This window comes from Shinella sp. GW835-FHT14H05, assembly GCF_058793575.1.
Genome location: NZ_JBXAFY010000003.1, coordinates 57,791 through 78,276 on the forward strand (window position 1 = coordinate 57,791; position 20,486 = coordinate 78,276).

Below are 20,486 nucleotides of genomic sequence, written 5' to 3' on the forward strand. Positions count from 1 at the left end.
TCCATCGGATTTGAAAGCAAGGATCGGAGTGTGGCGACTGCAGCTTGGCGGCATGGTGGCCGCGATCCGTTCAGGAAGGCGAAGACGATGACCCGATCTGCATCCACACAACCCCTGTCACCCGTGGCGGACGATCCGCGCTGGGCGCGCATCGTCGCCCGCGACAAGGCAGCCGATGGGCGACTGTGGTATTCGGTCGCGACGACCGGCGTCTATTGTCGCCCCACCTGCCCGTCCCGCAGGGCCAATCCGCGCAACGTCATGCTGCACGACACGCTGGAAAGCGCGCGGGCGACCGGCTTTAGGCCATGCCAGCGCTGCAATCCCGAAGGGCCGTCGCTCGAAAGCGAGAATGCGGCGCTCGTCGCGCGCGCCTGCCGGATCATCGAGGACAGCGAGGAGGAGCCGGCCTTGGAGGCGCTGGCGGAGGCGGTTGGCCGCAGCGCCGGTTATTTCCACCGGGTGTTCAAGGCCGCGACGGGATTGACGCCGAAGGCCTATGCCGCCGCCGACCGGGCGAAGAAGGTTCGCGAAGGCCTCGAAACCGGCAACAGCGTCACCGCGGCGATCTACGATGCCGGCTTCAATTCCAGCGGGCGCTTCTACGAGAAATCGACGGGCATGCTCGGCATGACGCCGACGCAATATCGCGCCGGCGGCGCCGATGAGGCGATCCGCTTTGCGGTCGGCCAGACGTCGCTCGGCGCGATCCTCGTCGCCTCCAGCACGAAGGGCGTCGCCTCCATCCTGCTCGGCGACGACCCGGATGCGCTGGTTCGCGATCTCCAGGATCGTTTTCCGAAAGCCCGCCTCGTCGGTGCCGACAAGGACTACGAGGCGCTGGTCGCCCGCGTCGTCGGCTTCGTCGAAAATCCGGGTATCGGGCTGGAACTGCCGCTCGATGTGCGCGGCACAGCGTTCCAGCGCCGTGTCTGGCAGGCGCTGCAGGAAATCCCGGCCGGCGCGAGAACCTCCTATTCCGAGATCGCGCGGCGCATCGGGTCGCCGACGGCGGTGCGCGCGGTGGCGGGCGCCTGCGCGGCGAATGCGCTTGCCATCGCCATTCCCTGCCATCGCGTGGTGCGGACCGACGGCGCACTCTCCGGCTATGCCTGGGGTGTCGAGCGCAAGCGCGCACTGCTTGAACGGGAGGCGGCGCCGACCATTTGAGGTTATGGTGATCGCCTGTATCAGCCAGGAAGACGCCATGCCCCTGCAAAATCGTGTCACGCCTTTTGGCGAGATCGTCGCCCTCCCGCAACGCGGCCTGTTCACCGGCAATCGCGGCATCATCCATGATCCGACGACCAAAACCCTTCTCACCAAGCGCTGGTCAAGCAAGGCCTGGCTGATCTGCGTCTGCGAATACAAAGGCCGCCGCCGCGCGGTGATGGGCGGGCGGAGTTGGACCGAACTGTTCTTCCTCGACGAGGCCGTGGCCCTCGCCGCCGGCCATCGCCCCTGCTTCTTCTGCCGGCGAGAGGCTGCGGAGGGTTTTCGCGCCTCCTGGGCCACCGCGCGGGGCGAAGCGCCGCCCCTGGCCGGCGTGATGGACGCCGTGCTCCATGCCGAGCGCGTCGCGCGCCGCCGCAAACGCATGCATCCGATCGCCGGGCCTTTGGCGGCGCTTCCCGATGGCGCGGTCGTCGCGCGCGGAATGGAGGCGTTTACGCTTCGTGGCGGCCTCGCCTATCGCTGGACGGTGGAAGGATATGCCGCGCCGCAGCGCCTCGCCAGCGCCGACGGGCTGCTGACACCACCCTCCACGGTGGGGGCACTCAGTGCCGGTTACGAGCCCATCTTCCATCCGACGTTGGAAAATTGCAGGCCGGCTGCCATCGTGGATTGCGGATTGCCGGAAGTTGAAGCATAGTTCTAATTCAACTTCACCTATCGTGACAAAGGGCCGTGTCGCATGCCGGCTTACCCGCTTGGTCCCGAGCATTCCGCCGCCCGCTCGACGGGGCCAGCGCCCTTTGCCGGCGCGCCGCTTGAGGCGCCCAACCAGTTCCTGCCGAACCCGCGCATCGCCCTCCTGCCGCCACTGACCCGCAAGGCGAAGGCCGCCGAGGTCGCGCTCGCGCGTGCGCTAATCGACGACATCACCATGGGCCTGTGCGCCATGCGCACCGTTTCCGTCGTCGCGCCCCATACCGCAAGCTGCCTGCGCAACGAGCCCGACTGGCTCGACCATCTGGAGCGCAACAAGGTCCAATATATCCTGGACGCGCGCAGCACCCCGGAAGGCCTGCTCCTCCAGCTCGTCTTCCTTCCCTCCGACACGATGATCTGGGCGGCGCGGTATGCGCTGCACGTCGCCGTCCTGCCGGATCAGCGCCGGGAAATCGCGCGGGCGGTGACGGTGCAACTCGCGCAGGAGCTTGAGCGCAACGAGGTGTTCTACGCCGACTATGTGCGAAACGCCCGTGCCTACCACCTCTATCTCCGCGGCTTGGACCGGCTGAAGGCCGTGACGCTCACTGACAGCCTCTGGGCGCGCGAAGCCTTTTTGCAGGCGCTGGAGGAGCACAAGGATTTTGCCCCGGCGCTGAGCGGGCTGTCGCGCACGTTCACCATGGAATGGCTGCTACGCGGGCGGGACGACCAGGCGCTGTTGCAGGCGGCGGAAAATGCGGCATGCGAGGCCATCCGGCAGAACCCGCTTTCGCCGCTCGGCCATCGCGAGCGGGGCGTCGCGCGTCTGTACCAGGGCGGAGTGGAGGAGAGCGTCGAGGCGCTTTCGACATCCGTCAGCCTCGGCCCGCACTATGCGGATGCCATCTACAGTCTCGGGGACTCCCTCGTGCACGCCTCCCGCCCGCTGGAAGGGCTGGCGACCATCGAGCGGGCGCTCGCGCTCAACTTCATCCCGCCGGACACCTATCTCTGGAGTGCGGCCGGCGCCTGCTTCTTCCTCGAACGATACGAGGAGGCGATCGACTTCGTCCAGCGCATGAAGGTTTCCGCCCCCGCCGCGCGCCTTGCCGCTGCCGCCTGGGGCATGCTCGACAATGCGCAGGAGGCCGCCGCCGAGCGTCGGCGCGTGCTTCAGCTCAATCCGGATTTCGACCTGGAAACATGGCTCGCCGCCATCCCCATCAAGGAGAGGTGGCAGAAGGACATGTACCGGGCCGGCCTGAAGAAAGCAGGTTTCTAGCACTAGGCCGTGCGAGAAAACAAAGAGATGGAGCCTTTTCGCGATCCCGCGAAAAGCTTCGGCAACCCGAGAGAAAGGAAAGCAATATGGCAAATACCGTTGTGATCGGCGTGGAAGGCGACGCGGCTCTCTACATGATCGACCTCGATGCGAAGACCGTCGAGCCCATCGAGGCGCTCGGCCAGGACGCCTTGTTGAAGGCGAATGCAATCCGCTCGACGGGTGCACCCGTCATCAATGGCATCAATTTCGCCGTGAAGGTCGCGCAGGCCCCGGCCCTTTCGGCCGGCCATTTCGACGGTCATTAAGACCGGCGCGATCGGCGAACGTCCGGTCAGGATCGACAGACACCGAGGCGATGGGAGGGTTTTACGACCCTCCCATCGCACGTTTCTGGAGCATCGGTCTCGACGGAGATGACGGTTACGGGGAACCGTAGCCGGACATTGTCGTTTCTTCCGCATCCAAAAGAGGAGAACGACGATGCAGACCAAACTCATTCTTGCCACGGCGGCGCTTCTGACCCTGTCGGCAACCGCCTATGCGCAGGATACCGTCATCATCCAGCAGACCGACCCGGTGACCACGGAATCGACGGTCGTCGTGCCGGGTGAAGTTCGCACCTACGTACTGGAACAGCAGGTTCCTTCCGCCACCTATGAAGGCGACGTCCTGATCGGCCGGGTGATGCCCGACACAGTGGAAATCCACAGCGTCGACGGCCATTCCGACTATGGCTATACCGTCGTCAACGAACAGCGGGTGATCGTTGACCCGCAGACGCGCACCGTCATCCAGGTGCTCGAATAATTGAAAAAGCCCGGCGGTCTCCGCCGGGCTTTTTCTTTGTATTTTCTCACAAGCTGTCGGAAAGCCGTTCATGCAATCGTCCTTGCCTTGAAGGACAAGGAGGCGGCCATGCAGGGGACGGATGACGAGCTGGTGATTTTCGAGAGGGACGGCGCGCCGCCGCTCCCGGCCTCCATCGCAGAAGGTTTTGTTGCGAATGACGGCGCGCGCATCTGGTATGCCGTCCATGGCGCCGGCCCAGCCGTCATCCTGCTGCATGGCGGATTGGGCAATGCCGGAAACTGGGGTCACCAGGTTGCGGCGCTCGTGCAATCCGGCCACACGGTCGCCGTGATCGACAGCCGCGGCCATGGCCGCAGCACGCGCGATGCCGGGCCGTTCGGCTATGATCGTATGGCAGGCGATGTGCTGGCGGTGATGGATCATCTCGCTATCGAAAAGGCGAGCCTCGTCGGGTGGAGCGATGGCGCCTGCACGGCGCTCATCCTTGCCGACAAGCACCCGCAGCGCGTCTCCCGCGTGGTCTTCTTCGCCTGCAACATGGACCCGAGCGGTGCGCTTCCCTTCAAGCCGACACCGGTGATCGACCGCTGCTTCAGTCGCCACCGGCAGGATTATCGGGCGCTCTCCGCGACGCCGGACGATTTCGAGATATTCGTCGCCGACGTATCGCGCATGATGGAAAGCGAGCCGAACTACAGCGCTGAGCAGCTTGCCGGCATCAAAGTGCCGGTCTCCGTGGTGATCGGCGAGAACGACGAATTCATCCGGCGCGACCATGCGGACTATCTGGCCCGCACCATTCCCGGCGCCGAACTGGTGGTTCTGCCGGCCGTTAGCCATTTCGCGCCCTTGCAGCGGCCGGAACTTTTCAACCGCGCCGTCCTCGGGTTTCTTGACCGGTTCGACTGAGGCTTGCCTCACACCTGGCTCTGGAGCCATTGCACGAATTTGCGCACCGCCTTTTCGTTGCCGCGCCGTTCCAGATGGACGAGATACCAGCCGCCGGGCTGCATGACGTCGGAGGTCAGCGGGGCGACGAGGGTGCCGCTGGCGATATCGCCTTCCACCAGGAAGGCTGGCACGACGACGAGCCCCTGCCCGTTGATCGCCGCCTCGATGGCGAGCAGGTTGCTGTCGAAGAGCGGCGAGGATTTTTGCGAGTGGCCGGTGGCACCCACGCTCGCCGCCCAGGTCGCGGCGTCCTCTGTGGTGCCGCTGACGGCCAGGAACGAGAAATGGCGCAGGTCCTCCGGCGCCTTGATCGCCTTGGCGATGGCGGGCGAACAGACGCCGACGAGCCGCTCGCGGCGCAGAAGCGTATAGGTCAGGTTCGGCCGGCTGGGCGTGCGGGTATAGATGAAGCCGATATCGGCGCGGTCGGGGTTGAACTCCCAGTCGAGCAGGCTCGCATCGAGGCTGACAGCCACTTCGGGCGAGGTCTCCTTGAAGGTCTGCAGCCGCGGGATCAGCCAGCGCACCGCCACAGTGACGTAGACCTGCACCGTGAGCGCGGCCGGCGTGTTGGTCTGGCGGATGAGGTCCGTGGTGAGCGCGATCCGGTCGAGCGCGTCCTGCACGACGGGAAAGTAGATCGCGCCCGCCTCGCTCAGTTCCACGCGGCCGGGCAGCCGCAGGAAGAGCGGCGTGCCGAGATTGCGCTCCAGCGAGGCGACCTGATGGCTGATGGCGGATTGCGTGACGCGTAGCTCTTCGGCGGCCGCCTTGAAACTCAAGAGCCGGGCCGCCGCCTCGAAGGCCCTCAGCGTCGTCAAAGGCGGCAGGATTCGCCGGACCATTTTTCGCAATCCACATGAATTTTACTCATGTAGACGTTAATTCTAATCGTTTGCAAGCCGGGCGCCCCGTTTTCATACTCCCGCCATAATCCGAAAACGGGGAACCGAAATGAAACGAGATCTTCTGAGAACCACGGCGCTCGCCGTGGCAATGGCCGCCTGCGCGCTTTCGACGGCCGCCTTCGCCCAGCAAAGCTGCGTGCGCGTGCTCGGCTACGAATCCGATGGCGAAAAGCAGACGATGGACCCGGCAGCGCTGATCGGCACCGACAGCGTCTACCACATCCGTGCGGTCTACGAGCCGCTTGTCGACCGCAGCAACACGATGCAGCCGGTGCCGGTGCTTGCCGAATCTTGGGAAGCCAATGCCGACGCGACGGAATGGACCTTTCATCTGCGCAAGGGCGTGAAGTTCCACGACGGCTCGGATTTCGACGCCAAGGACGTCGTCTACTCCTATCGCCGCCTGCTCGACCCCGCGGTCTCGCCCGGTGGTTTTTCCACCCTCGCCTTCCTCGATGCGGATGGCATCACGGCCGTCGGCGACCATACGGTGCGCTTCAAGGTGAAGCAGCCCGTCGTCGAGCTGCCGATGCTGATCGCCACAAAGTATGCCCTGATGGTGCCGGAAGGGGCCAAAGCGGAGGATCTGCGCGTCAAGGGCAACGGCACCGGCCCATTCGTGCAGGAGACCTTCACGATTAACGGCGCCGTGCGCGTGATGGCGCGCAACCCGGCCTATTGGCGCGCCGGCTTGCCAAAAGCCGATTGCCTGGAGATCACCACCAGCCTTGAGCCGACCTCCCGCCTTTCCGCGCTGTTGTCGGGCACGATCGACTTGTCGCTGACGGTCGATCCGGCAAGCCTCATCACGCTCAAGGACAACCCCGCCGTCGAGCTTGCCGCGACGCCCGGCGCCACCTCGCTCTATCTCGCCGTGTGGACGGATACGCCGCCCTTCGACGACGTCAGGGTGCGCCAGGCGATGAAGCTGGTGATGGATCGCCAGAAGATCGTCGATACCGTGCTGCTCGGTTATGGCGAGGTCGGCGGCGATACGCCGATCCCGCTCTCCTCGCCGCTCGGCCTCGGCACACCGGCCCAGACGGCGGATGTCGAGAAGGCGATGGCGCTGCTGGCAGAGGCTGGCCACGCGGATGGCATCGATTTCGATCTCTACACGTCGGATTCCTATCCCGGCATGATGCTGCTCGCCCAGGTCTATGCCCAGATGGCTGCTCCCGCCGGTATCCGCGTCAATGTCATCACCTCGCCGGCCGAAGGCTATTGGGACACGATCTGGCTGAAAAAACCGGCCGTCATTTCCTACACCAGCGCCCGACCGCCGGCCGAAGCCCTGACGCTTTCGCTGAACAGCAAGTCCGAATGGAACGAGACCCACTGGATGCGTGACGATTTTGATGCGCTCGTCGTCAAGGCCGGCCAGACGGCGGACGAGACGCAGCGCAATAATCTCTACCGCGATGCCCAGCGCATCGTCGCCGATGAAGGCGGCATGATCCTGCCGGTCTTCACCTCGGTCGTCGCGGGCCTGCGCAAGGGCTGCACCGGCTACCAGCCGAATGTCGACGTGAACCGCATCGACTATGCGAACCTGAGCTGCGGCGAGTAACCGCCCTTTTTACCCAAGCCCAAGACAACCGCATCCACGGGGCGAACCGTCCCGTGGAAGAGGATAGCTGCATGACCACTTCCGCCCTGACCACCTTCCTCATCTGTTTCGCCGATGCGCTTGAGCAGGACGCGCGGCCTGTCTCGCGGTCACACGCCGCCCGGCTCCGCCGGCTTGCCGAGCGCCTGCCGCCCATCAGCGACGTAACGCCCGCCCGCGTACCGATCCAGGCGGCCTGCGAGGCCGAACTCGCAGCGACCGAGACGCCGCTTGCCCGGGCGCTCGCAGCCCTCCTGCCGACCCTCCACATCACCCGCAGCACCAGCTATCTTGCCAACCCGCCCAGCAGCGATTTCGGCGCGAATTACGGTTACGGCGTCATCTGCGGTCCGCAAGGTGGCCCGCCGACGCTGATCGAGGATCCCGATATCGCCTTCGGGCTGATGTTCCTGGGGCCGAAGACGCATTATCCGCTGCATCACCACCCCGCCGACGAGCTCTATTATACCGTCACCGCCCCCTCCTTCTGGCGGGCGGGCACGGCGGACTGGACCCGGCGCGGGATCGATGAAATCATCCACCATCCGCCGTGGCTGCCCCATGCGACGCTTTCGGCCGAGCGGCCGCTGGTGCTGCTCTACATCTGGGAGGGCGACCTCAAGACCGATGCCGCCTTCATTCCCGACACCGTGACGGCGGACGCCGCCCTCATTTCCGTGGGATTGGATGCGACATGAGCGTTTTTCGCCTGCTTGCCAGCAGAATCCTGTTCTCGGCGTTGACGCTGCTTCTCGTCTCGGTGCTGATCTTCCTGATCCTGGAGGCGCTTCCCGGCGACGTCGCCACCCGCATCCTCGGCCGTGACGCGACCGCCAGGGCGCTGGAGGTGCTGCGCAGCCAGCTCCATCTCGATCAGCCGGCGCTGGTGCGCTATTTCCACTGGCTCGGAGATTTCCTGCGCGGCGATCTCGGCGTGTCGATCGCCACCGGCCGGCCGATCGCCGACGTGCTCGGCCCCCGCATCGTCAACACGCTGCTGCTCTCGCTCTTCGCCTTCGTGATCTACCTCGTGCTGGCGCTGGTGCCGGCCATCATCCAGGCGACAAACCGCGGCATGGCGGTCGACAACGTCATCTCGGTCATCACGCTCGTCCTGCTCTCGCTGCCGGATTTCCTGCTCGCCACGATGCTGCTCTTCCTGTTTGCCGTGGCCGTGCCGATCCTGCCGGCACTCGCGACGATCTCCGAGGCCAGCACCTGGCAGGAGACGCTGCGCGCCATGGTCCTGCCCGCCGTCACACTCGCCATCATGATGGCGGTCTATGCCATCCGCGTGTTGCGAGACAGCCTGATCGAGGTGCTGCGCTCGGACTATGTGCGCCTTGCGGAATTGAAGGGCCTGCGCCCCCGCGCCGTGCTCTTCCGCCATGCTTTGCCGAACGCCATCGTGCCGGCGCTCAACGTCACGGCGCTGAACCTCGGCTTCCTGATCGGTGGCGTCGTCATCGTCGAGCGGGTGTTTTCCTATCCGGGCTTCGGCACGCTGCTGATCGACGCGCTGCAACTGCGCGATATCCCGCTGATCAAGGCGACCGTGATGATCAGCGCCGCCGTCTATGTCGCCGCCAATCTCGTGGCGGACGTTCTCGCCATCCTGCTGCAACCGCGCCTGAGGGCAAGCCGATGAGCACGATCACCTCTCCCCCCGCCAAGCGCCTTGCCCGGTTCGATGCCGTCCGCTGGCGCGCGACGCCCGGTCCCTTCAAGGTCGGCGCGGTCATCCTTCTCGCCCACGCGCTCTTCGCCCTTGTCGGCGTGTTCTGGACGCCCTACGGTTTTGCCGAAATGGGCGCGGGCCTGCCGCTCTCCGGTGCCTCCTGGCAACACCCGATGGGTCTCGACCAGATCGGCCGCGATGTGTTCAGCCGCTTCATGCATGGCGCGCATATCGTGCTGCTGCTCGCCTTTGCCGGCACCATTCTCGGCATGGTCGCGGGCACAGCGCTTGGTCTTCTCTCCGGCTATATCGGCGGCTGGTTCGACGAGATCACGCAGCGCATCGTCGAGGCAATGATCAGCATTCCCTTCCTGGCACTCGCCCTGGTCATGATCATTGCCGCCGGCCCGGCGCTTGCCGGTGAACCAGTGCTGATCGTCTTCGTCGTCGGCCTCGTCTATGCGCCGCGCATCGCGCGCATCGCGCGCGCCGCGGCCATGGAGATCGCGACGCGCGAATATGTCGCCGTCGCGGAGCTGCGCGGCGAAGGCACCTGGTCCATCGTCTGGCGCGAGATCCTGCCGAATGCCGCCAATGTGCTGCTGGTCGAGTTCTCGCTGCGCCTCAGCTATGCGCCCATCCTCATCGGCGCGCTCGGCTTCCTCGGTTTCGGCATTCGCCCGCCGACGCCGGAATGGGGCTTGATGATCAGCGAGAACCGCAACCTGCTGATCGCCTCGCCGGTGACGGTGTTCGGCCCAGGTCTCGGCCTCGCCTCCCTCGTCATCGGCTTCAACCTGTTCACCGATGGCCTGTCGCGCATGCTCGGCCAGCGGGCCGTCGCGGGAGCGTAAAATGCAAAACCTCATCGAAGTCCGCAATCTCAACATCGCCTATGGCAGCGCCGCAGGCTGGACCAATGTCGTGCAGGGCGTCTCCTTCGGGATCGCGCGCGGCGAGGCCTTCGGGCTCGTCGGGGAATCCGGCTGCGGCAAGTCCACCGTCGCCTACCGCCTGCTCGGCTACGGCACCGTCAACAGCCTGGTGCAGACCGGCGAGGTGCTGTTCGACGGAAACGACCTGCTGAAACTCGACGCGAAATCGCTCGGACGAATGCGCGGCAACCGCATCGCGCTGGTGCCCCAGAACCCGACGACCTCACTCAGCCTCGGCATGCGGGTCGGCTCGCAGATCCGCGAGATGATCGCCACCCACAAGGCCCTGCCGCCCGGCATGACCATGCAGGCGCGCATTGCCGAGCTTTTTGCGCTGGTCGGCCTGCCGGATGTCGGCCATCGCTATCCGCACGAGCTCTCCGGCGGCCAGCAGCAGCGGGTGACGATCGCCATGGCCGTCGCCTGCAATCCCGACCTGCTGGTGCTGGACGAGCCGACGACCGGCCTCGACGTCACAACGCAACGCCAGATCATCCAGCTTCTCGGCGATCTCAGAAGCCGCATCGGCATGGCGATGCTCTACGTGACGCATGACCTCGCGCTGCTCGCCCAGATCGCCGACCGGGTGGGCGTCATGTATGCCGGCCAGCTTGTCGAGGTGGCGCCCTGCGATCAATTGCTGGCGGCGCCGGCGCATCCCTATTCGCGCGGCCTGATCGCCTCGATCCCGACCGTCGACGGCACGGAGCGGCAGGCGCGCGGCCTGCGCGGCGTACTGCGCCGCGACCAGATGTCCACCGGCTGCAAATTCGAGCCGCGCTGCGATTTCGCGACCGCCGCCTGTCGCAGCATGCCGCAGGTGCTGGAGCCGGTCACGGACGCCCGCACGGTCGCCTGCATGAAATGGCGGGACGCGGCGGTGCCTGAGACGCCGGCCGTCAAGCTGCGGCTCGAAGCCAAAGCCACAACAAAGCCGGAGCGCCTGCTCTCGATCGCCGACCTCGACCTCACCTATCGAAAACCCGGCCTTTTCGACAAGCTCCTCGGCCGCATCAGCCCGTCCGTGGTGCGCGATATCGATCTCGAACTGCGGGCCGGCGAGGTGGTGGCGCTTGTGGGCGAATCCGGCAGTGGCAAGTCGACCATCGCGCGGGCGATCAGCGGCCGCCTGCCGCCGCGTGCAGGCCTGATCAGCCTCGATGGCAGCCTGCTCGATCCGGTGCTGAAAAGCCGTTCGGTCGAGCAGTTGCGGCAGATCCAGTACATCTTCCAGAACCCCGACGCCTCGCTCAATCCCCGCCGCCGCATCCGGGCGATCCTTGAGCGCCCGCTCGACCATTTCGGCATCAAGGCCGACGAAAAGACGCTCGAAGGCGTGCTCGAAAATGTGGGCCTGCATGCGGGTTATCTCGACCGGTTTCCCGAGCAGCTTTCCGGCGGCGAGCGGCAGCGCATCGCGATCGCCCGCGCGCTGCTGGTCAATCCGAAACTGCTGATCTGCGACGAAATCCTGTCGGCGCTCGATGTCTCGGTGCAGGCGCGCATCGTCGAGCTGCTGCGTTCCCTCAAGGAGAAACACGCCGTCGCGATGCTGTTCATCTCGCACGATCTCGCCGTCGTGCAGCAGCTCGCCGACCGGGTGGCGGTGCTCTATCGCGGCGAGTTGATGCAACTGGCCGAGACCGAAACCCTGCTCGCCGCGCCGCTGCATCCCTATACCGAGATGCTGCTGGAAGCGGCACCCGGCCTCAGCAAGGACCAATACGTCTCCCGCCCGGCGGCCATGCCGGCCTCGAAGCCGGTGCCGGGGGTCGGTTGCCCGCTCGCCGGCCGCTGTCCCCGCCAGGTCGGCAGCGTCTGCGCCGAGACGCGTCCGCCCGTGCAGGCACATGGCAGCGGTTTCATCCGCTGCCATGTGCCGGTCGAAAATCTGGCGATCCGCGCGGTTCCGCCGGTGGAAAGGCGGCCGGTTGCGGCCCTCTAGGCGATGCGGGCCGCGACGAGCCGGCGCAGGCCCTCGACCTCGCCGTCTCCCAACGCCCGGACCGCGCCCTTTTCCAGATCGCCGAGCGCGAGATTGCCGATCGAGACGCGCACAAGCCGCAGGCAGGCGATGTTCATCGCCTCCAGCATGCGACGGATCTGGCGGTTGCGGCCCTCGTCGAGTTCGATTTCGAGCCAGGAATTCTTGTCGCCTTCGCGCAGTTTCCGCACGCTTTGTGCGCGCAGCAATTCGCCGTCATGGCGCACACCGGCCTGCAAGGCGGCGAGAAGCGCGTCGTCGGCGAGGCTGTCCATCTGCACGTGATAGGTTTTCGAAACATGGGTTTCGGGATCGAGCAGCGCCTGGGCGAATTCCGTGTCGTTGGTAAAAAGCAGCAGGCCCTCGCTCGCCTTGTCGAGGCGGCCGACGGGCGAAAGATGGGCGTGGTCGAGCTGTTTCAGGCAATCGTAGACTGTCGGTCGGCCTTCCGGATCGTGCCGGGTGGTGACCAAGCCACGCGGCTTGTTGAGCATCAGGTAGACCCGCTCTTCCGCCGCGACGGGCTTGCCATCCACGGCGATCACGGCGTTCGAAAGATCGACCCAGGTCGCCGGATCGGTGACCACGCGGCCGGCGAGTGCCACCCGGCCCGCCAAGATCAGCTCCTCTGCCTGCGTGCGCGAACAATAGCCGAGCTTGGAGAGCGCGCGCGGCAGCGTGACTCGCTTGCCGCCCGGCGCCGGCTCGACCTTTCGAGGAGCGGCCGGTTTCTGCCGCTTGCGGATGTCCTTCATGACGCCGTCCTTGAAACCTGCCATATGTCCCGGGATCGGTTGACCCGCCGGCCTTTCTGATTCTAAAGCACCGTCTTAGCAAATAAGTGAGAGTGCGTTGACCCAGGACGATATTACCCGCGAACTCGTGACGCTGCGCGATTACTGGCGCTATGCGATTTCCCGTTTCAACGCCGCTGATCTCAGCTTCGGCCACGGCACGACGACCGCTGGCGACGATGCCGCGTTCTTGCTGCTCGATTCGCTGGATCTGCCGATCGACGCGCTTGATCCCTTCCTCGATGCGCGGCTGCTTCCCGCGGAACGCAAGCTGCTCGCCGAACGCATCGAGACGCGCGTGACGACCCGCAAACCCTCCGCCTACATCACCGGCCGCGCCTATATCCAGGGCGTGCGGTTCCTCGTCGACGAGCGGGTGATCGTACCGCGCTCGCATATCGGCGAAATCCTGTTCAACGAATATGTGAATTCGCCGGGCTCGTCCTTCCTGCCCGACCCGATGGCCGTGGCCAGCGCCGTCGACATCTGCACCGGCTCCGGCTGCCTGGCGGTGCTTGCGGCAAAGTTCTTCCCCTATGCCGCGGTCGATGCGGTGGATCTCTCCGCCGACGCGCTGGACGTGGCGCGGCTGAACCTCGCGGAACACGAGGTGGAGGAACAGGTCACCCTGCACGAAGGCGACCTTTTCACGCCGCTTGCCGGCCGGACATACGACCTGATCATCACCAACCCGCCCTATGTCGACCACGCAGCGCTCGGTGCCTTCCCCGCGGAGTTCCGCGCCGAGCCGCAGATGGCGCATGACGGCGGCGAGGATGGGCTCGATCTCGTGCGCCAGATCCTGGCAACGGCGGGCGATCACCTCAATCCCGGCGGCGGCATGATCTGCGAGATTGGGTCAGGCCGGGAAATCCTGGAGGAGGAATTCCCGCACCTGGAGTTCCTCTGGCTGGAAACGGCGGAATCCCAGGACGCGGTGTTCTGGATTTCCGCCGAAGCGCTGGGCGTGGCGTGATCGCTACGCCTTGACCCGCAGGCTCTTCGGGTCATAGGCCGGCGAAAGCCAGGCCGTGACCGCGAAGCGCTCCCCGGCAAGCTCGACCTCGAAACGGCCGCTGGCCAAAAAGTCCTTGTCGACGCCGGACGGATGTTCGACGAGGGCAAGCGCGACGGCGCTGCCGAGCGTGTGGCCATAGGCGGCCGAGCGCACTTCGCCGACCGGCTTGCCATCCCGCAGCACCAACTCGCCGCCCCACAGCATGGGCGACGGATCGTCGAGGGTGAACTGCACGATGCGCCGCGTCGGGGTGCCCATCGCCTTTGCCTCGATAAGCGCCTTCCGGCCGATGAAGCCGCTCGGTTTGTCGAGCGAGACCGCGAAGGCAAGACCCGCCTCGTAAGGGTTGATATCCGGCGTCAACTCCCGGCTCCAGGCGCGAAAACCCTTTTCCAGCCGCAGCGCTTCCAGCGCGTAATAGCCGCAGTCGATCAGCCCGGCGTCGCTGCCCGCCTCCTGCAAGGCCTCGTAGACGCCGACCGCGAATTCCGTCGGCACGATCAGCTCCCAGCCGAGTTCGCCGACATAGGTCATGCGGTTGGCATAGGCCGTGGCATAGCCGATATCGATCTCGCGCACGGTCGCGAAGGGAAAGGCCTCGTTCGAAAGGTCTGCGGAGGTGAGGCGCCCGAGAATGTCACGCGAGCGCGGCCCCATCAGTGCCAGCACCGCATAGGCTGAGGTGACGTCGGTGAGCGTGACATGGGCGTCGGCGGGAATGTTCTTGCGGATCCAGTCCGCATCATGCACCGCCTGCGCCGAGCCGGTGATGAGGAGAAAGCGGTCTGCCGCAAGGCGCAAGACGGTCAGGTCGCTTTCATAGCCGCCGCGTGCGTTGAGGAGGCCCGTATAGATCGACCGGCCGATGGCGACGTCGATCTCGGCGGCGCAGATGCGGTTCAGCGCTGCGGTGGCATCGCGCCCCTGCACGAGGAGTTTCGCGAAGGAGGTCTGGTCGAAGAGGCCGGCGGCCTCGCGCGTCGCGGCCATCTCGCGCTTCACAGCCTCGTGCCAGTTCTGCCGGCCGAAGGCATAGTCCGTCACCGGCGTCTCGCCTTCCCCGGCAAACCAGTTGGCGCGTTCCCAGCCCATTTTGGAGCCGAAGCAGGCGCCCTTGGCGGCAAGCCGGTCGTAGAGCGGGGAGCGGCGGAAGGGCCGTGCGGTGTCGAGCTCCCGGTTCGGCCAGGGCATGGCATAGTGCAGGCCGAGTGTTTCCTTGACGCGGTCGTGCAGCCAGCGCGGATTGTTGTTGAAGCCGGCGAAACGGCGGATATCGACCGGCCAAAGGTCCATGGTCGGCGCGCCGTTGACGATCCACTCCGCCAGCGCCCGGCCGGCGCCGCCGGCACTGGCGATGCCCATCGAGTTGAAGCCGGCGCCGACATAAAAATTCTTCAGCTCCGGCGCTTCGCCGAGGATGAAGTTGTTGTCGGGGGTGAAACTTTCCGGACCGTTGTAGAACTTCTTCACCTCGGAGGTCGCGAGCTGCGGCACGCGTTCCAGCGCGCTTTGCATGAGGATCTCGAACTGGTCCCAATCGTCCGGCAAGAGGGCGAATTCGAAATCGTCCGGAATGCCCGCCATGCCCCAGGGCTTGGCCTCGGGCTCGAAACCGCCCATCACGAGGCCGCCGACCTCCTCCTTGAAATAAATGTAACCGTCCGGATCGCGCATGACCGGCAGGTCCGGATGCACGCCCGCGATCTTGCCGGTGACGATATACATGTGCTCGGCCGAGTGCAGCGGCACCGAGACGCCGCACATCTGGCCGACCTTGCGCGCCCACTGGCCGGCGCAATTGACGACGATCTCGGCGGCGATCGTGCCGCGGTCGGTTTCCACGCCGGTGACGGCGCCGTTCCTGGTCGTGATGCCGGTCACCCGCACGCGTTCAAAGATGTGCACACCGCGGTTGCGCGCGCCCTTGGCAAGTGATTGCGTGAGGTCGGTGGGGTTGGCCTTGCCGTCGCCCGGCAGCCAGACGGCGCCCGCGAGATCGTCGATCGCCATCACCGGCCAGAGATCCTGCGCCTCCTTCGGCGAGATCACCTCGATATCGACACCCTGCGCGCGGGCCGAGGCGGCGGTGCGCTTCAGCACGGTCATGCGGTCGGCGGTGCGGGCCACGGAAACGGAGCCGCAATTCTTCCAGCCGGTGGCGAGGCCCGTTTCGGCCTCCAGCTCGCTATAGAGCTGCGTCGAATATTTGATCAGACTCGTCATGTTGGCATGGCTGCGCAACTGGCCGACGAGACCGGCCGCGTGCCAGGTGGTGCCGCCGCTGAGCTGTCCCTGTTCGAGCAGCACGACATCGCGCCAGCCGAGCTTGCTCAAGTGATAGGCGACCGAACAGCCGATGATGCCGCCGCCGATGATGACGACCTGTGCCTGTGTTGGAAAATCCTGTGCCATGTGACGACCTCCCGGAACCATGGAAGGCCGCACTGTAACAAGGTGCCGGCAGATAACAAGACAAAAAGTTACAAAAGATTACATTATCTCACGTCGAGACGATCAGGCTCGGCCCCTTTCGCTCCAGCGCCTCGCAGATCGCCTCCGGCGGACGGCGGTCGACGATTACCCCGGCAGCCAGTTCGAAGCGTGGAATGCGCAGCGGCGTCAGCCGGCCGAACTTGGAGCTGTCGAGCACGAAATAGGCTTTTCCCGCGAGTGCTGCCATGCGCGAACGCTGCTCGGCGCCGCTGCGGGTAAAATCCGTCACCTCGCCATCCGGCGACAGGCCACCACCGCCGAGAAAGGCGACATCCACGCGAAAATGGCTGATCGCCTCCAGCGCATCGATGCCGACGGCGGCCTCCTCCACGGGGTCGATCTCGCCGCCCAGCATATGCACGCGCACCAGCGGTTGGCGGCACATCAGCAGCGCGATGGAAAGCGACGTGGTGCAGATTGTCAGGTTCTTGCGCTCGGTCAGCGCCTGCGCCACGGCGAGCGTCGTTGTGCCGGAATCGAGGAAGACAACCATGCCGTCGCGCACCAGATCAGCAGCCGCGCGGCCGATCGCCACCTTGGCCCCGGCGTTTTCCTCGCGCCGCTCCGTGAAGGCTGCCTCGGTAGGTTCGAACAGCGTGGCGCCGCCGTGCACAAGATCGAGTTGACCGCGATCCGCCAGGTGTTTGAGGTCGCGGCGGATCGTTTGCCGCGACACGTCGAAGAAGTCGGCAAGCGCGGTGATGCTGACCGTTCCATCCGCAGCGAGGCGGCGAAGAATCTCGCCATGACGGCGGGGCGCGAGGGCGCGGGTGTTTTGAGACTCTGACATGGTCCTATCTGCGATCATTTTTGTCGCTTTGACAAGCAGGGCGGGAGAATCCTCGATTTGTGGCCCTTCGACGCCTTTATAGCGCAGGAAATTCGGCCGAAAGCGCCCTATCCACGTCCAAACATGTTGCAAAATGTAATTATTATTTGCATTCTTCGCCTGTACCGCATTGGGAGGAAAACGATGCAACAGGCATGTGCACAGACCGGCAGCTTCACCTTCTATCTGCTCGATGGATTCGCGCTGCATGCCTTTTCCGCGGCGACCGAGGCTCTGCGCCTTGCCAACGAGGCTTCGGGCCGTGCCGCGTATGACTGGCGGATCGTGACGGCGGATGGCAGGCCGGTCGTATCCTGCTGCGGCACGCGCCTTGCGGCCGACGGTTCGCTTGCCGAGGCGCGAGACCGGCTGCACCAAGCCGGGCATCCGCGCGTCGTTGTCTGCGGCGGACGCGCCGTGCCGCCGTCCGACCGGTCGCTCGAAGGCTGGCTGCGGCTCTGCCGGCGCTGTCGGGTTCCCCTCGCAGGCTTTGCCGGCGGGCTTTACAGCCTGGCGCGCGCCGGCGTGCTCGATGGCCGCCGTTCCGCCGTGCACTGGGAGCATTTTCCGGATTTTTCCGAACGGTTTTCCGCGGTCGAGGCACGCCAGACGGCTTTCGAGATCGACGGCGATCTCTACACCTGTGCCGGCGGCAATGCGCCGTTCGACATGATGCTCGGCATCGTCGAGGCCGACCTCGGGCAGGATATCGCCAACCGCATCTGCGAGATGGCACTTTGCGAGCGCGTGCGGCCGGCGGGCGAGCGCCAGCGCCTGCCGCTCCAGGCGCGCCTCGGCATCGACAATGCGGTGTTGATCGCCGTCATCGAGCAGATGGAGGCGAACCTTTCCGAACCACTGAAGCTCGCGGAGATGTCGCCCGCAACCGGCCTCTCCCGCCGCAAGATGGAGCGCCTGTTCCGTCGCGAAATGGGGCGGTCGCCGGCGCGCTATTATCTCGACATGCGGCTGGAGCGGGCGCACCTGCTGCTGCAGAATTCGTCGCTGCCCGTCATCGAGATCGCCATGGCCTGCGGCTTCTCCACCGCCTCGCATTTCTCGCGCACCTACCGTGAGCATTATGGTTGCACGCCGCAGCAGACGCGGATGGCGGAAACGGAACGGCGCCGGCTCGACCGGCCGGAGCGACGCGTGGCGTGAATGGGAGGGCGCCGCGTGCTCCAGAGCATTTCCAGCCGAAGCGGCATCGCTTCGGCGTCGGATAATGCGACAAAAACAAAAATCTAGAGCATTTCCGGTAAACCGAAGTTCACCGGAAATGCTCTAGCACCCGGCGTGGGTCGTGGCTTATCGCCAGGCCTGGGTGCGGGCCAGCAGTCTGCGGGCGATCAGCGCGTGGATGAACTTGGCGGCGACATTCGTGTAGAAGATCATCATGCCCATGGCCGCTGCCGGGGCGATATCGCCGGCATCGTCCATGTTGAGCACGGCGACGGAGGCGAGCTTCGTATCCGTGGCGTAGAGGAAGACCACGGCGGAGACCGTCGTCATCGCATTGACGAAGAGATAGATCGCGATGTTGAGGATCGCCGGCAGGCAGACCGGCACGGTGACCCGGAAGAACAGCCGGTGGAAGGGCTGCTTGAGGGAGGCCGCGACGGATTCGAATTCCGGATCCATCTGCTTCAGCGCAGTCAGCGCCGTCAGGTGCGCGACCGTGTAGAAGTGCGTGACCGTCGAGACGACGAGGATCGTCATCGTGCCGTAGATGGCGTTCAGCGGATTGGCCGGGTTGTTGAAGAAGAAGATATAGGCAAGGCCCAGCACCATGCCCGGCACGGCCATCGGCATCATCGCGAGAAAATGGAAGACGCCGCGGCCGAGGCGGAAACCATCCGCCTTTTCCACCATATAGGCGCCGGCGAAGACGACGAGCGAGCCGAACAGCGCCGTCAGGAGGGCGAGCTGGATGGAATTGCCATAGGCCGCCCAGCCGCCCCCATCCATCAGGTCGAAGGCGAAATTCTTGGTCGTCAGCATCAGGTCATAGGGCCAGAATTTCACCAGCGCCGCGATCTGGCACATGGCGATCATGCCGAGGATGAACAGGCTGACGAGGCAGGCGAAGGCGAAGCAGATCGGATCCAGCCTTGCGTTCGGCTTCGGCGAATAGGGCACGGCGCGTGCGGAGAGCAACGCCACCTGGCGCTTCTGCATGCGGCGGTCGACGGCGAAGGCGAGGATGGCCGGCACGAGCAGGATGACAGAGACGACCGCGCCCATTTCGAAGTTCTGCTGGCCGATCACCTGCTTGTAGATGTCGACCGCCAGCATGCCATATTGCCCGCCGATCACCTTGGGCAGGCCGAAATCGGTGATGACCAGCGTGAAGACGACGAAGGCCGCCGAAACGAGGCCATAGCGCGCACCCGGCACCGTGACGGTGGTGAAGGTGCGCCATTTGCTGGCTTTCAGCGAGGCGGCGGCTTCGTAATGCCGCGCATCGGCGACGGAGAGCGCGGTCAGGATGATCAGGAAGGCATGCGGCAGGGTGAAGAAGACCGAGCCGATGACGATGCCGATCGGACCATAGATGGAGTAGCCCATCAGCCAGTCCTTGAAGACGCCCTGGTTGCCGAAGAGATAGACGAGCGCGATGCCGGGCAGCAGCGACGGCACGAGGATCGGGATCGTCAGGATGCCGCGGAACAGGCCCTTTAGCGGCATGCAGCTTCGCGTCAGCCCATAGGCGAGCGCGAAGGCGATGGAGATCGTCACCACCGTGCTGATCGTGGCCATCAGCACCGAATTGTAGATGGAACGGGCAAGGGCCGGCGTCGAGAAATAGGTTTTGAAGTTTTCCAGGCCAAGGCTGCTTGCCGGCCGCAGAACGACGCGCCGGAACGTGCCGGAATCGTATTCCCGCCATTCCGTGCCCTTCTCCAGCGTCGAGCCTGCGAGGAAGGCCGTTTCGGCGCTCGTGCCGCGAATGCGGTAGTGGACGGGGCTGCGGAAGCTGAAGTCCGGGAAGAATTTCGTGGCGGCGAGCCGTCCGTCAGAGCTGCTGTCGAGCTCCTCCTGCGTGACGGCGCCGAGCTTTTGATTGAGCGCCTCCGCGGTGACGATCGGCCCCCAGTTGGCGCCCGTCTCGTCGCTCACCTGGAATTCGAAGGCGGCGAGGTCGAAGCGGTAGGTCGACAGCGATTTCGACAGCATGACGGCGAGCGGCGCGCCGAGTGTAATGATCAGGTAGAGCCCGATGACGGCCATGAAGCCGAGCTTGATGCGGTCGTCGCGCGAGGATTCCTGCCGGACGCGCTTGCCAGGCGGGGCGAAGTCGAGTGCAAGCGTCATCG

The 20,486-nt window shown here is 65.3% G+C and carries 18 protein-coding genes; 13 read left to right on the plus strand and 5 right to left on the minus strand.

What is annotated here, in order from left to right; all coding sequences use genetic code 11:
* The first annotated feature begins 87 nt into the window (after positions 1-87).
* The 6 genes from ada (at position 88) to AC1Q6Z_RS11550 (ending at position 4,879) form a co-directional block, all read left to right on the plus strand.
* A complete protein-coding gene (gene ada / locus AC1Q6Z_RS11525) occupies positions 88-1,170 on the plus strand; it encodes a bifunctional DNA-binding transcriptional regulator/O6-methylguanine-DNA methyltransferase Ada (protein WP_492647902.1) in 1,083 nt (360 codons plus the stop codon).
* A 37-nt stretch (positions 1,171-1,207) separates the two neighbouring features.
* A complete protein-coding gene (locus AC1Q6Z_RS11530) occupies positions 1,208-1,873 on the plus strand; it encodes a hypothetical protein (protein WP_492647903.1) in 666 nt (221 codons plus the stop codon).
* A 42-nt stretch (positions 1,874-1,915) separates the two neighbouring features.
* The gene (locus AC1Q6Z_RS11535; RefSeq protein WP_492647904.1) at positions 1,916-3,157 is read left to right on the plus strand and encodes a hypothetical protein; all 1,242 of its coding nucleotides are present in this window, start codon (positions 1,916-1,918) and stop codon (positions 3,155-3,157) included.
* Positions 3,158-3,243: 86 nt separating this feature from the next.
* Complete coding sequence (locus AC1Q6Z_RS11540; protein WP_256116266.1) at positions 3,244-3,465, plus strand: hypothetical protein; 222 nt, start codon at positions 3,244-3,246, stop codon at positions 3,463-3,465.
* A gap of 175 nt (positions 3,466-3,640) precedes the next feature.
* The gene (locus tag AC1Q6Z_RS11545; protein WP_492647905.1) at positions 3,641-3,967 is read left to right on the plus strand and encodes a DUF1236 domain-containing protein; all 327 of its coding nucleotides are present in this window, start codon (positions 3,641-3,643) and stop codon (positions 3,965-3,967) included.
* Between the two features lie 108 nt (positions 3,968-4,075).
* A complete protein-coding gene (locus tag AC1Q6Z_RS11550; RefSeq protein WP_492647906.1) occupies positions 4,076-4,879 on the plus strand; it encodes an alpha/beta fold hydrolase in 804 nt (267 codons plus the stop codon).
* Between the two features lie 8 nt (positions 4,880-4,887).
* On the opposite strand, the gene AC1Q6Z_RS11555 is transcribed toward AC1Q6Z_RS11550, so the two are convergent.
* Positions 4,888-5,766: a LysR substrate-binding domain-containing protein gene (locus AC1Q6Z_RS11555; RefSeq protein ID WP_492647907.1), complete on the minus strand. Its 879-nt coding sequence runs from the start codon at positions 5,764-5,766 to the stop codon at positions 4,888-4,890.
* Positions 5,767-5,875: 109 nt separating this feature from the next.
* Between AC1Q6Z_RS11555 and AC1Q6Z_RS11560 the strand changes: the two genes are divergently transcribed.
* From AC1Q6Z_RS11560 to AC1Q6Z_RS11580, 5 genes are all read left to right on the plus strand, one after another.
* The gene (locus AC1Q6Z_RS11560; RefSeq protein ID WP_492647908.1) at positions 5,876-7,399 is read left to right on the plus strand and encodes an ABC transporter substrate-binding protein; all 1,524 of its coding nucleotides are present in this window, start codon (positions 5,876-5,878) and stop codon (positions 7,397-7,399) included.
* 71 nt (positions 7,400-7,470) lie between these two features.
* Positions 7,471-8,136 carry a dimethylsulfonioproprionate lyase family protein gene (locus tag AC1Q6Z_RS11565; protein WP_492647909.1) on the plus strand — a complete coding sequence of 222 codons (666 nt, stop codon included), beginning with the start codon at positions 7,471-7,473 and terminating at the stop codon, positions 8,134-8,136.
* Positions 8,133-9,086, plus strand: coding sequence for an ABC transporter permease (locus AC1Q6Z_RS11570; protein ID WP_492647910.1), 954 nt, complete (start codon positions 8,133-8,135; stop codon positions 9,084-9,086). The genes AC1Q6Z_RS11565 and AC1Q6Z_RS11570 overlap by 4 nt, the downstream gene beginning before the upstream one ends.
* Entirely contained in the window at positions 9,083-9,970 is an 888-nt protein-coding gene (locus tag AC1Q6Z_RS11575) for an ABC transporter permease (protein WP_492647911.1), read from the plus strand. The genes AC1Q6Z_RS11570 and AC1Q6Z_RS11575 overlap by 4 nt, the downstream gene beginning before the upstream one ends.
* Before the next feature lies 1 nt (position 9,971).
* Positions 9,972-11,996, plus strand: coding sequence for an ABC transporter ATP-binding protein (locus AC1Q6Z_RS11580; RefSeq protein ID WP_492647912.1), 2,025 nt, complete (start codon positions 9,972-9,974; stop codon positions 11,994-11,996).
* On the opposite strand, the gene AC1Q6Z_RS11585 is transcribed toward AC1Q6Z_RS11580, so the two are convergent.
* Positions 11,993-12,781, minus strand: coding sequence for a pseudouridine synthase (locus tag AC1Q6Z_RS11585; RefSeq protein WP_439615916.1), 789 nt, complete (start codon positions 12,779-12,781; stop codon positions 11,993-11,995). The two genes, AC1Q6Z_RS11580 and AC1Q6Z_RS11585, sit on opposite strands and share 4 nt — an antisense overlap.
* Positions 12,782-12,887: 106 nt before the next feature.
* Between AC1Q6Z_RS11585 and prmB the strand changes: the two genes are divergently transcribed.
* Positions 12,888-13,805, plus strand: coding sequence for a 50S ribosomal protein L3 N(5)-glutamine methyltransferase (prmB, locus tag AC1Q6Z_RS11590; RefSeq protein ID WP_492647913.1), 918 nt, complete (start codon positions 12,888-12,890; stop codon positions 13,803-13,805).
* 3 nt (positions 13,806-13,808) lie between these two features.
* On the opposite strand, the gene AC1Q6Z_RS11595 is transcribed toward prmB, so the two are convergent.
* Positions 13,809-16,259: a GcvT family protein gene (locus tag AC1Q6Z_RS11595; RefSeq protein WP_492647914.1), complete on the minus strand. Its 2,451-nt coding sequence runs from the start codon at positions 16,257-16,259 to the stop codon at positions 13,809-13,811.
* Between the two features lie 88 nt (positions 16,260-16,347).
* On the minus strand, positions 16,348-17,130 hold the full coding sequence (locus AC1Q6Z_RS11600) for a DeoR/GlpR family DNA-binding transcription regulator (RefSeq protein WP_492647915.1): 783 nt from the start codon (positions 17,128-17,130) through the stop codon (positions 16,348-16,350).
* Between the two features lie 183 nt (positions 17,131-17,313).
* Here AC1Q6Z_RS11600 and AC1Q6Z_RS11605 point away from each other — a divergent pair, with 183 nt between their 5' ends.
* A complete protein-coding gene (locus AC1Q6Z_RS11605) occupies positions 17,314-18,330 on the plus strand; it encodes a GlxA family transcriptional regulator (RefSeq protein ID WP_492647916.1) in 1,017 nt (338 codons plus the stop codon).
* 147 nt (positions 18,331-18,477) lie between these two features.
* Here the strand turns inward: AC1Q6Z_RS11605 and AC1Q6Z_RS11610 are convergent, their stop codons facing one another.
* On the minus strand, positions 18,478-20,484 hold the full coding sequence (locus AC1Q6Z_RS11610) for a putative 2-aminoethylphosphonate ABC transporter permease subunit (RefSeq protein WP_492647917.1): 2,007 nt from the start codon (positions 20,482-20,484) through the stop codon (positions 18,478-18,480).
* Between the last annotated feature and the right edge of the window lie 2 nt (positions 20,485-20,486).

What these genes read in the sequence shown, in the direction of transcription:
- ada (WP_492647902.1), top strand. Translation starts at nt 88, where the DNA reads ATGACCCGATCTGCATCCACACAACCCCTGTCACCCGTGGCGGACGAT.
- AC1Q6Z_RS11530 (WP_492647903.1), top strand. Translation starts at nt 1,208, where the DNA reads ATGCCCCTGCAAAATCGTGTCACGCCTTTTGGCGAGATCGTCGCCCTC.
- AC1Q6Z_RS11535 (WP_492647904.1), top strand. Translation starts at nt 1,916, where the DNA reads ATGCCGGCTTACCCGCTTGGTCCCGAGCATTCCGCCGCCCGCTCGACG.
- AC1Q6Z_RS11540 (WP_256116266.1), top strand. Translation starts at nt 3,244, where the DNA reads ATGGCAAATACCGTTGTGATCGGCGTGGAAGGCGACGCGGCTCTCTAC.
- AC1Q6Z_RS11545 (WP_492647905.1), top strand. Translation starts at nt 3,641, where the DNA reads ATGCAGACCAAACTCATTCTTGCCACGGCGGCGCTTCTGACCCTGTCG.
- AC1Q6Z_RS11550 (WP_492647906.1), top strand. Translation starts at nt 4,076, where the DNA reads ATGCAGGGGACGGATGACGAGCTGGTGATTTTCGAGAGGGACGGCGCG.
- AC1Q6Z_RS11555 (WP_492647907.1), bottom strand. Translation starts at nt 5,766, where the DNA reads ATGGTCCGGCGAATCCTGCCGCCTTTGACGACGCTGAGGGCCTTCGAG.
- AC1Q6Z_RS11560 (WP_492647908.1), top strand. Translation starts at nt 5,876, where the DNA reads ATGAAACGAGATCTTCTGAGAACCACGGCGCTCGCCGTGGCAATGGCC.
- AC1Q6Z_RS11565 (WP_492647909.1), top strand. Translation starts at nt 7,471, where the DNA reads ATGACCACTTCCGCCCTGACCACCTTCCTCATCTGTTTCGCCGATGCG.
- AC1Q6Z_RS11570 (WP_492647910.1), top strand. Translation starts at nt 8,133, where the DNA reads ATGAGCGTTTTTCGCCTGCTTGCCAGCAGAATCCTGTTCTCGGCGTTG.
- AC1Q6Z_RS11575 (WP_492647911.1), top strand. Translation starts at nt 9,083, where the DNA reads ATGAGCACGATCACCTCTCCCCCCGCCAAGCGCCTTGCCCGGTTCGAT.
- AC1Q6Z_RS11580 (WP_492647912.1), top strand. Translation starts at nt 9,972, where the DNA reads ATGCAAAACCTCATCGAAGTCCGCAATCTCAACATCGCCTATGGCAGC.
- AC1Q6Z_RS11595 (WP_492647914.1), bottom strand. Translation starts at nt 16,259, where the DNA reads ATGGCACAGGATTTTCCAACACAGGCACAGGTCGTCATCATCGGCGGC.
- AC1Q6Z_RS11600 (WP_492647915.1), bottom strand. Translation starts at nt 17,130, where the DNA reads ATGTCAGAGTCTCAAAACACCCGCGCCCTCGCGCCCCGCCGTCATGGC.
- AC1Q6Z_RS11605 (WP_492647916.1), top strand. Translation starts at nt 17,314, where the DNA reads ATGCAACAGGCATGTGCACAGACCGGCAGCTTCACCTTCTATCTGCTC.
- AC1Q6Z_RS11610 (WP_492647917.1), bottom strand. Translation starts at nt 20,484, where the DNA reads ATGACGCTTGCACTCGACTTCGCCCCGCCTGGCAAGCGCGTCCGGCAG.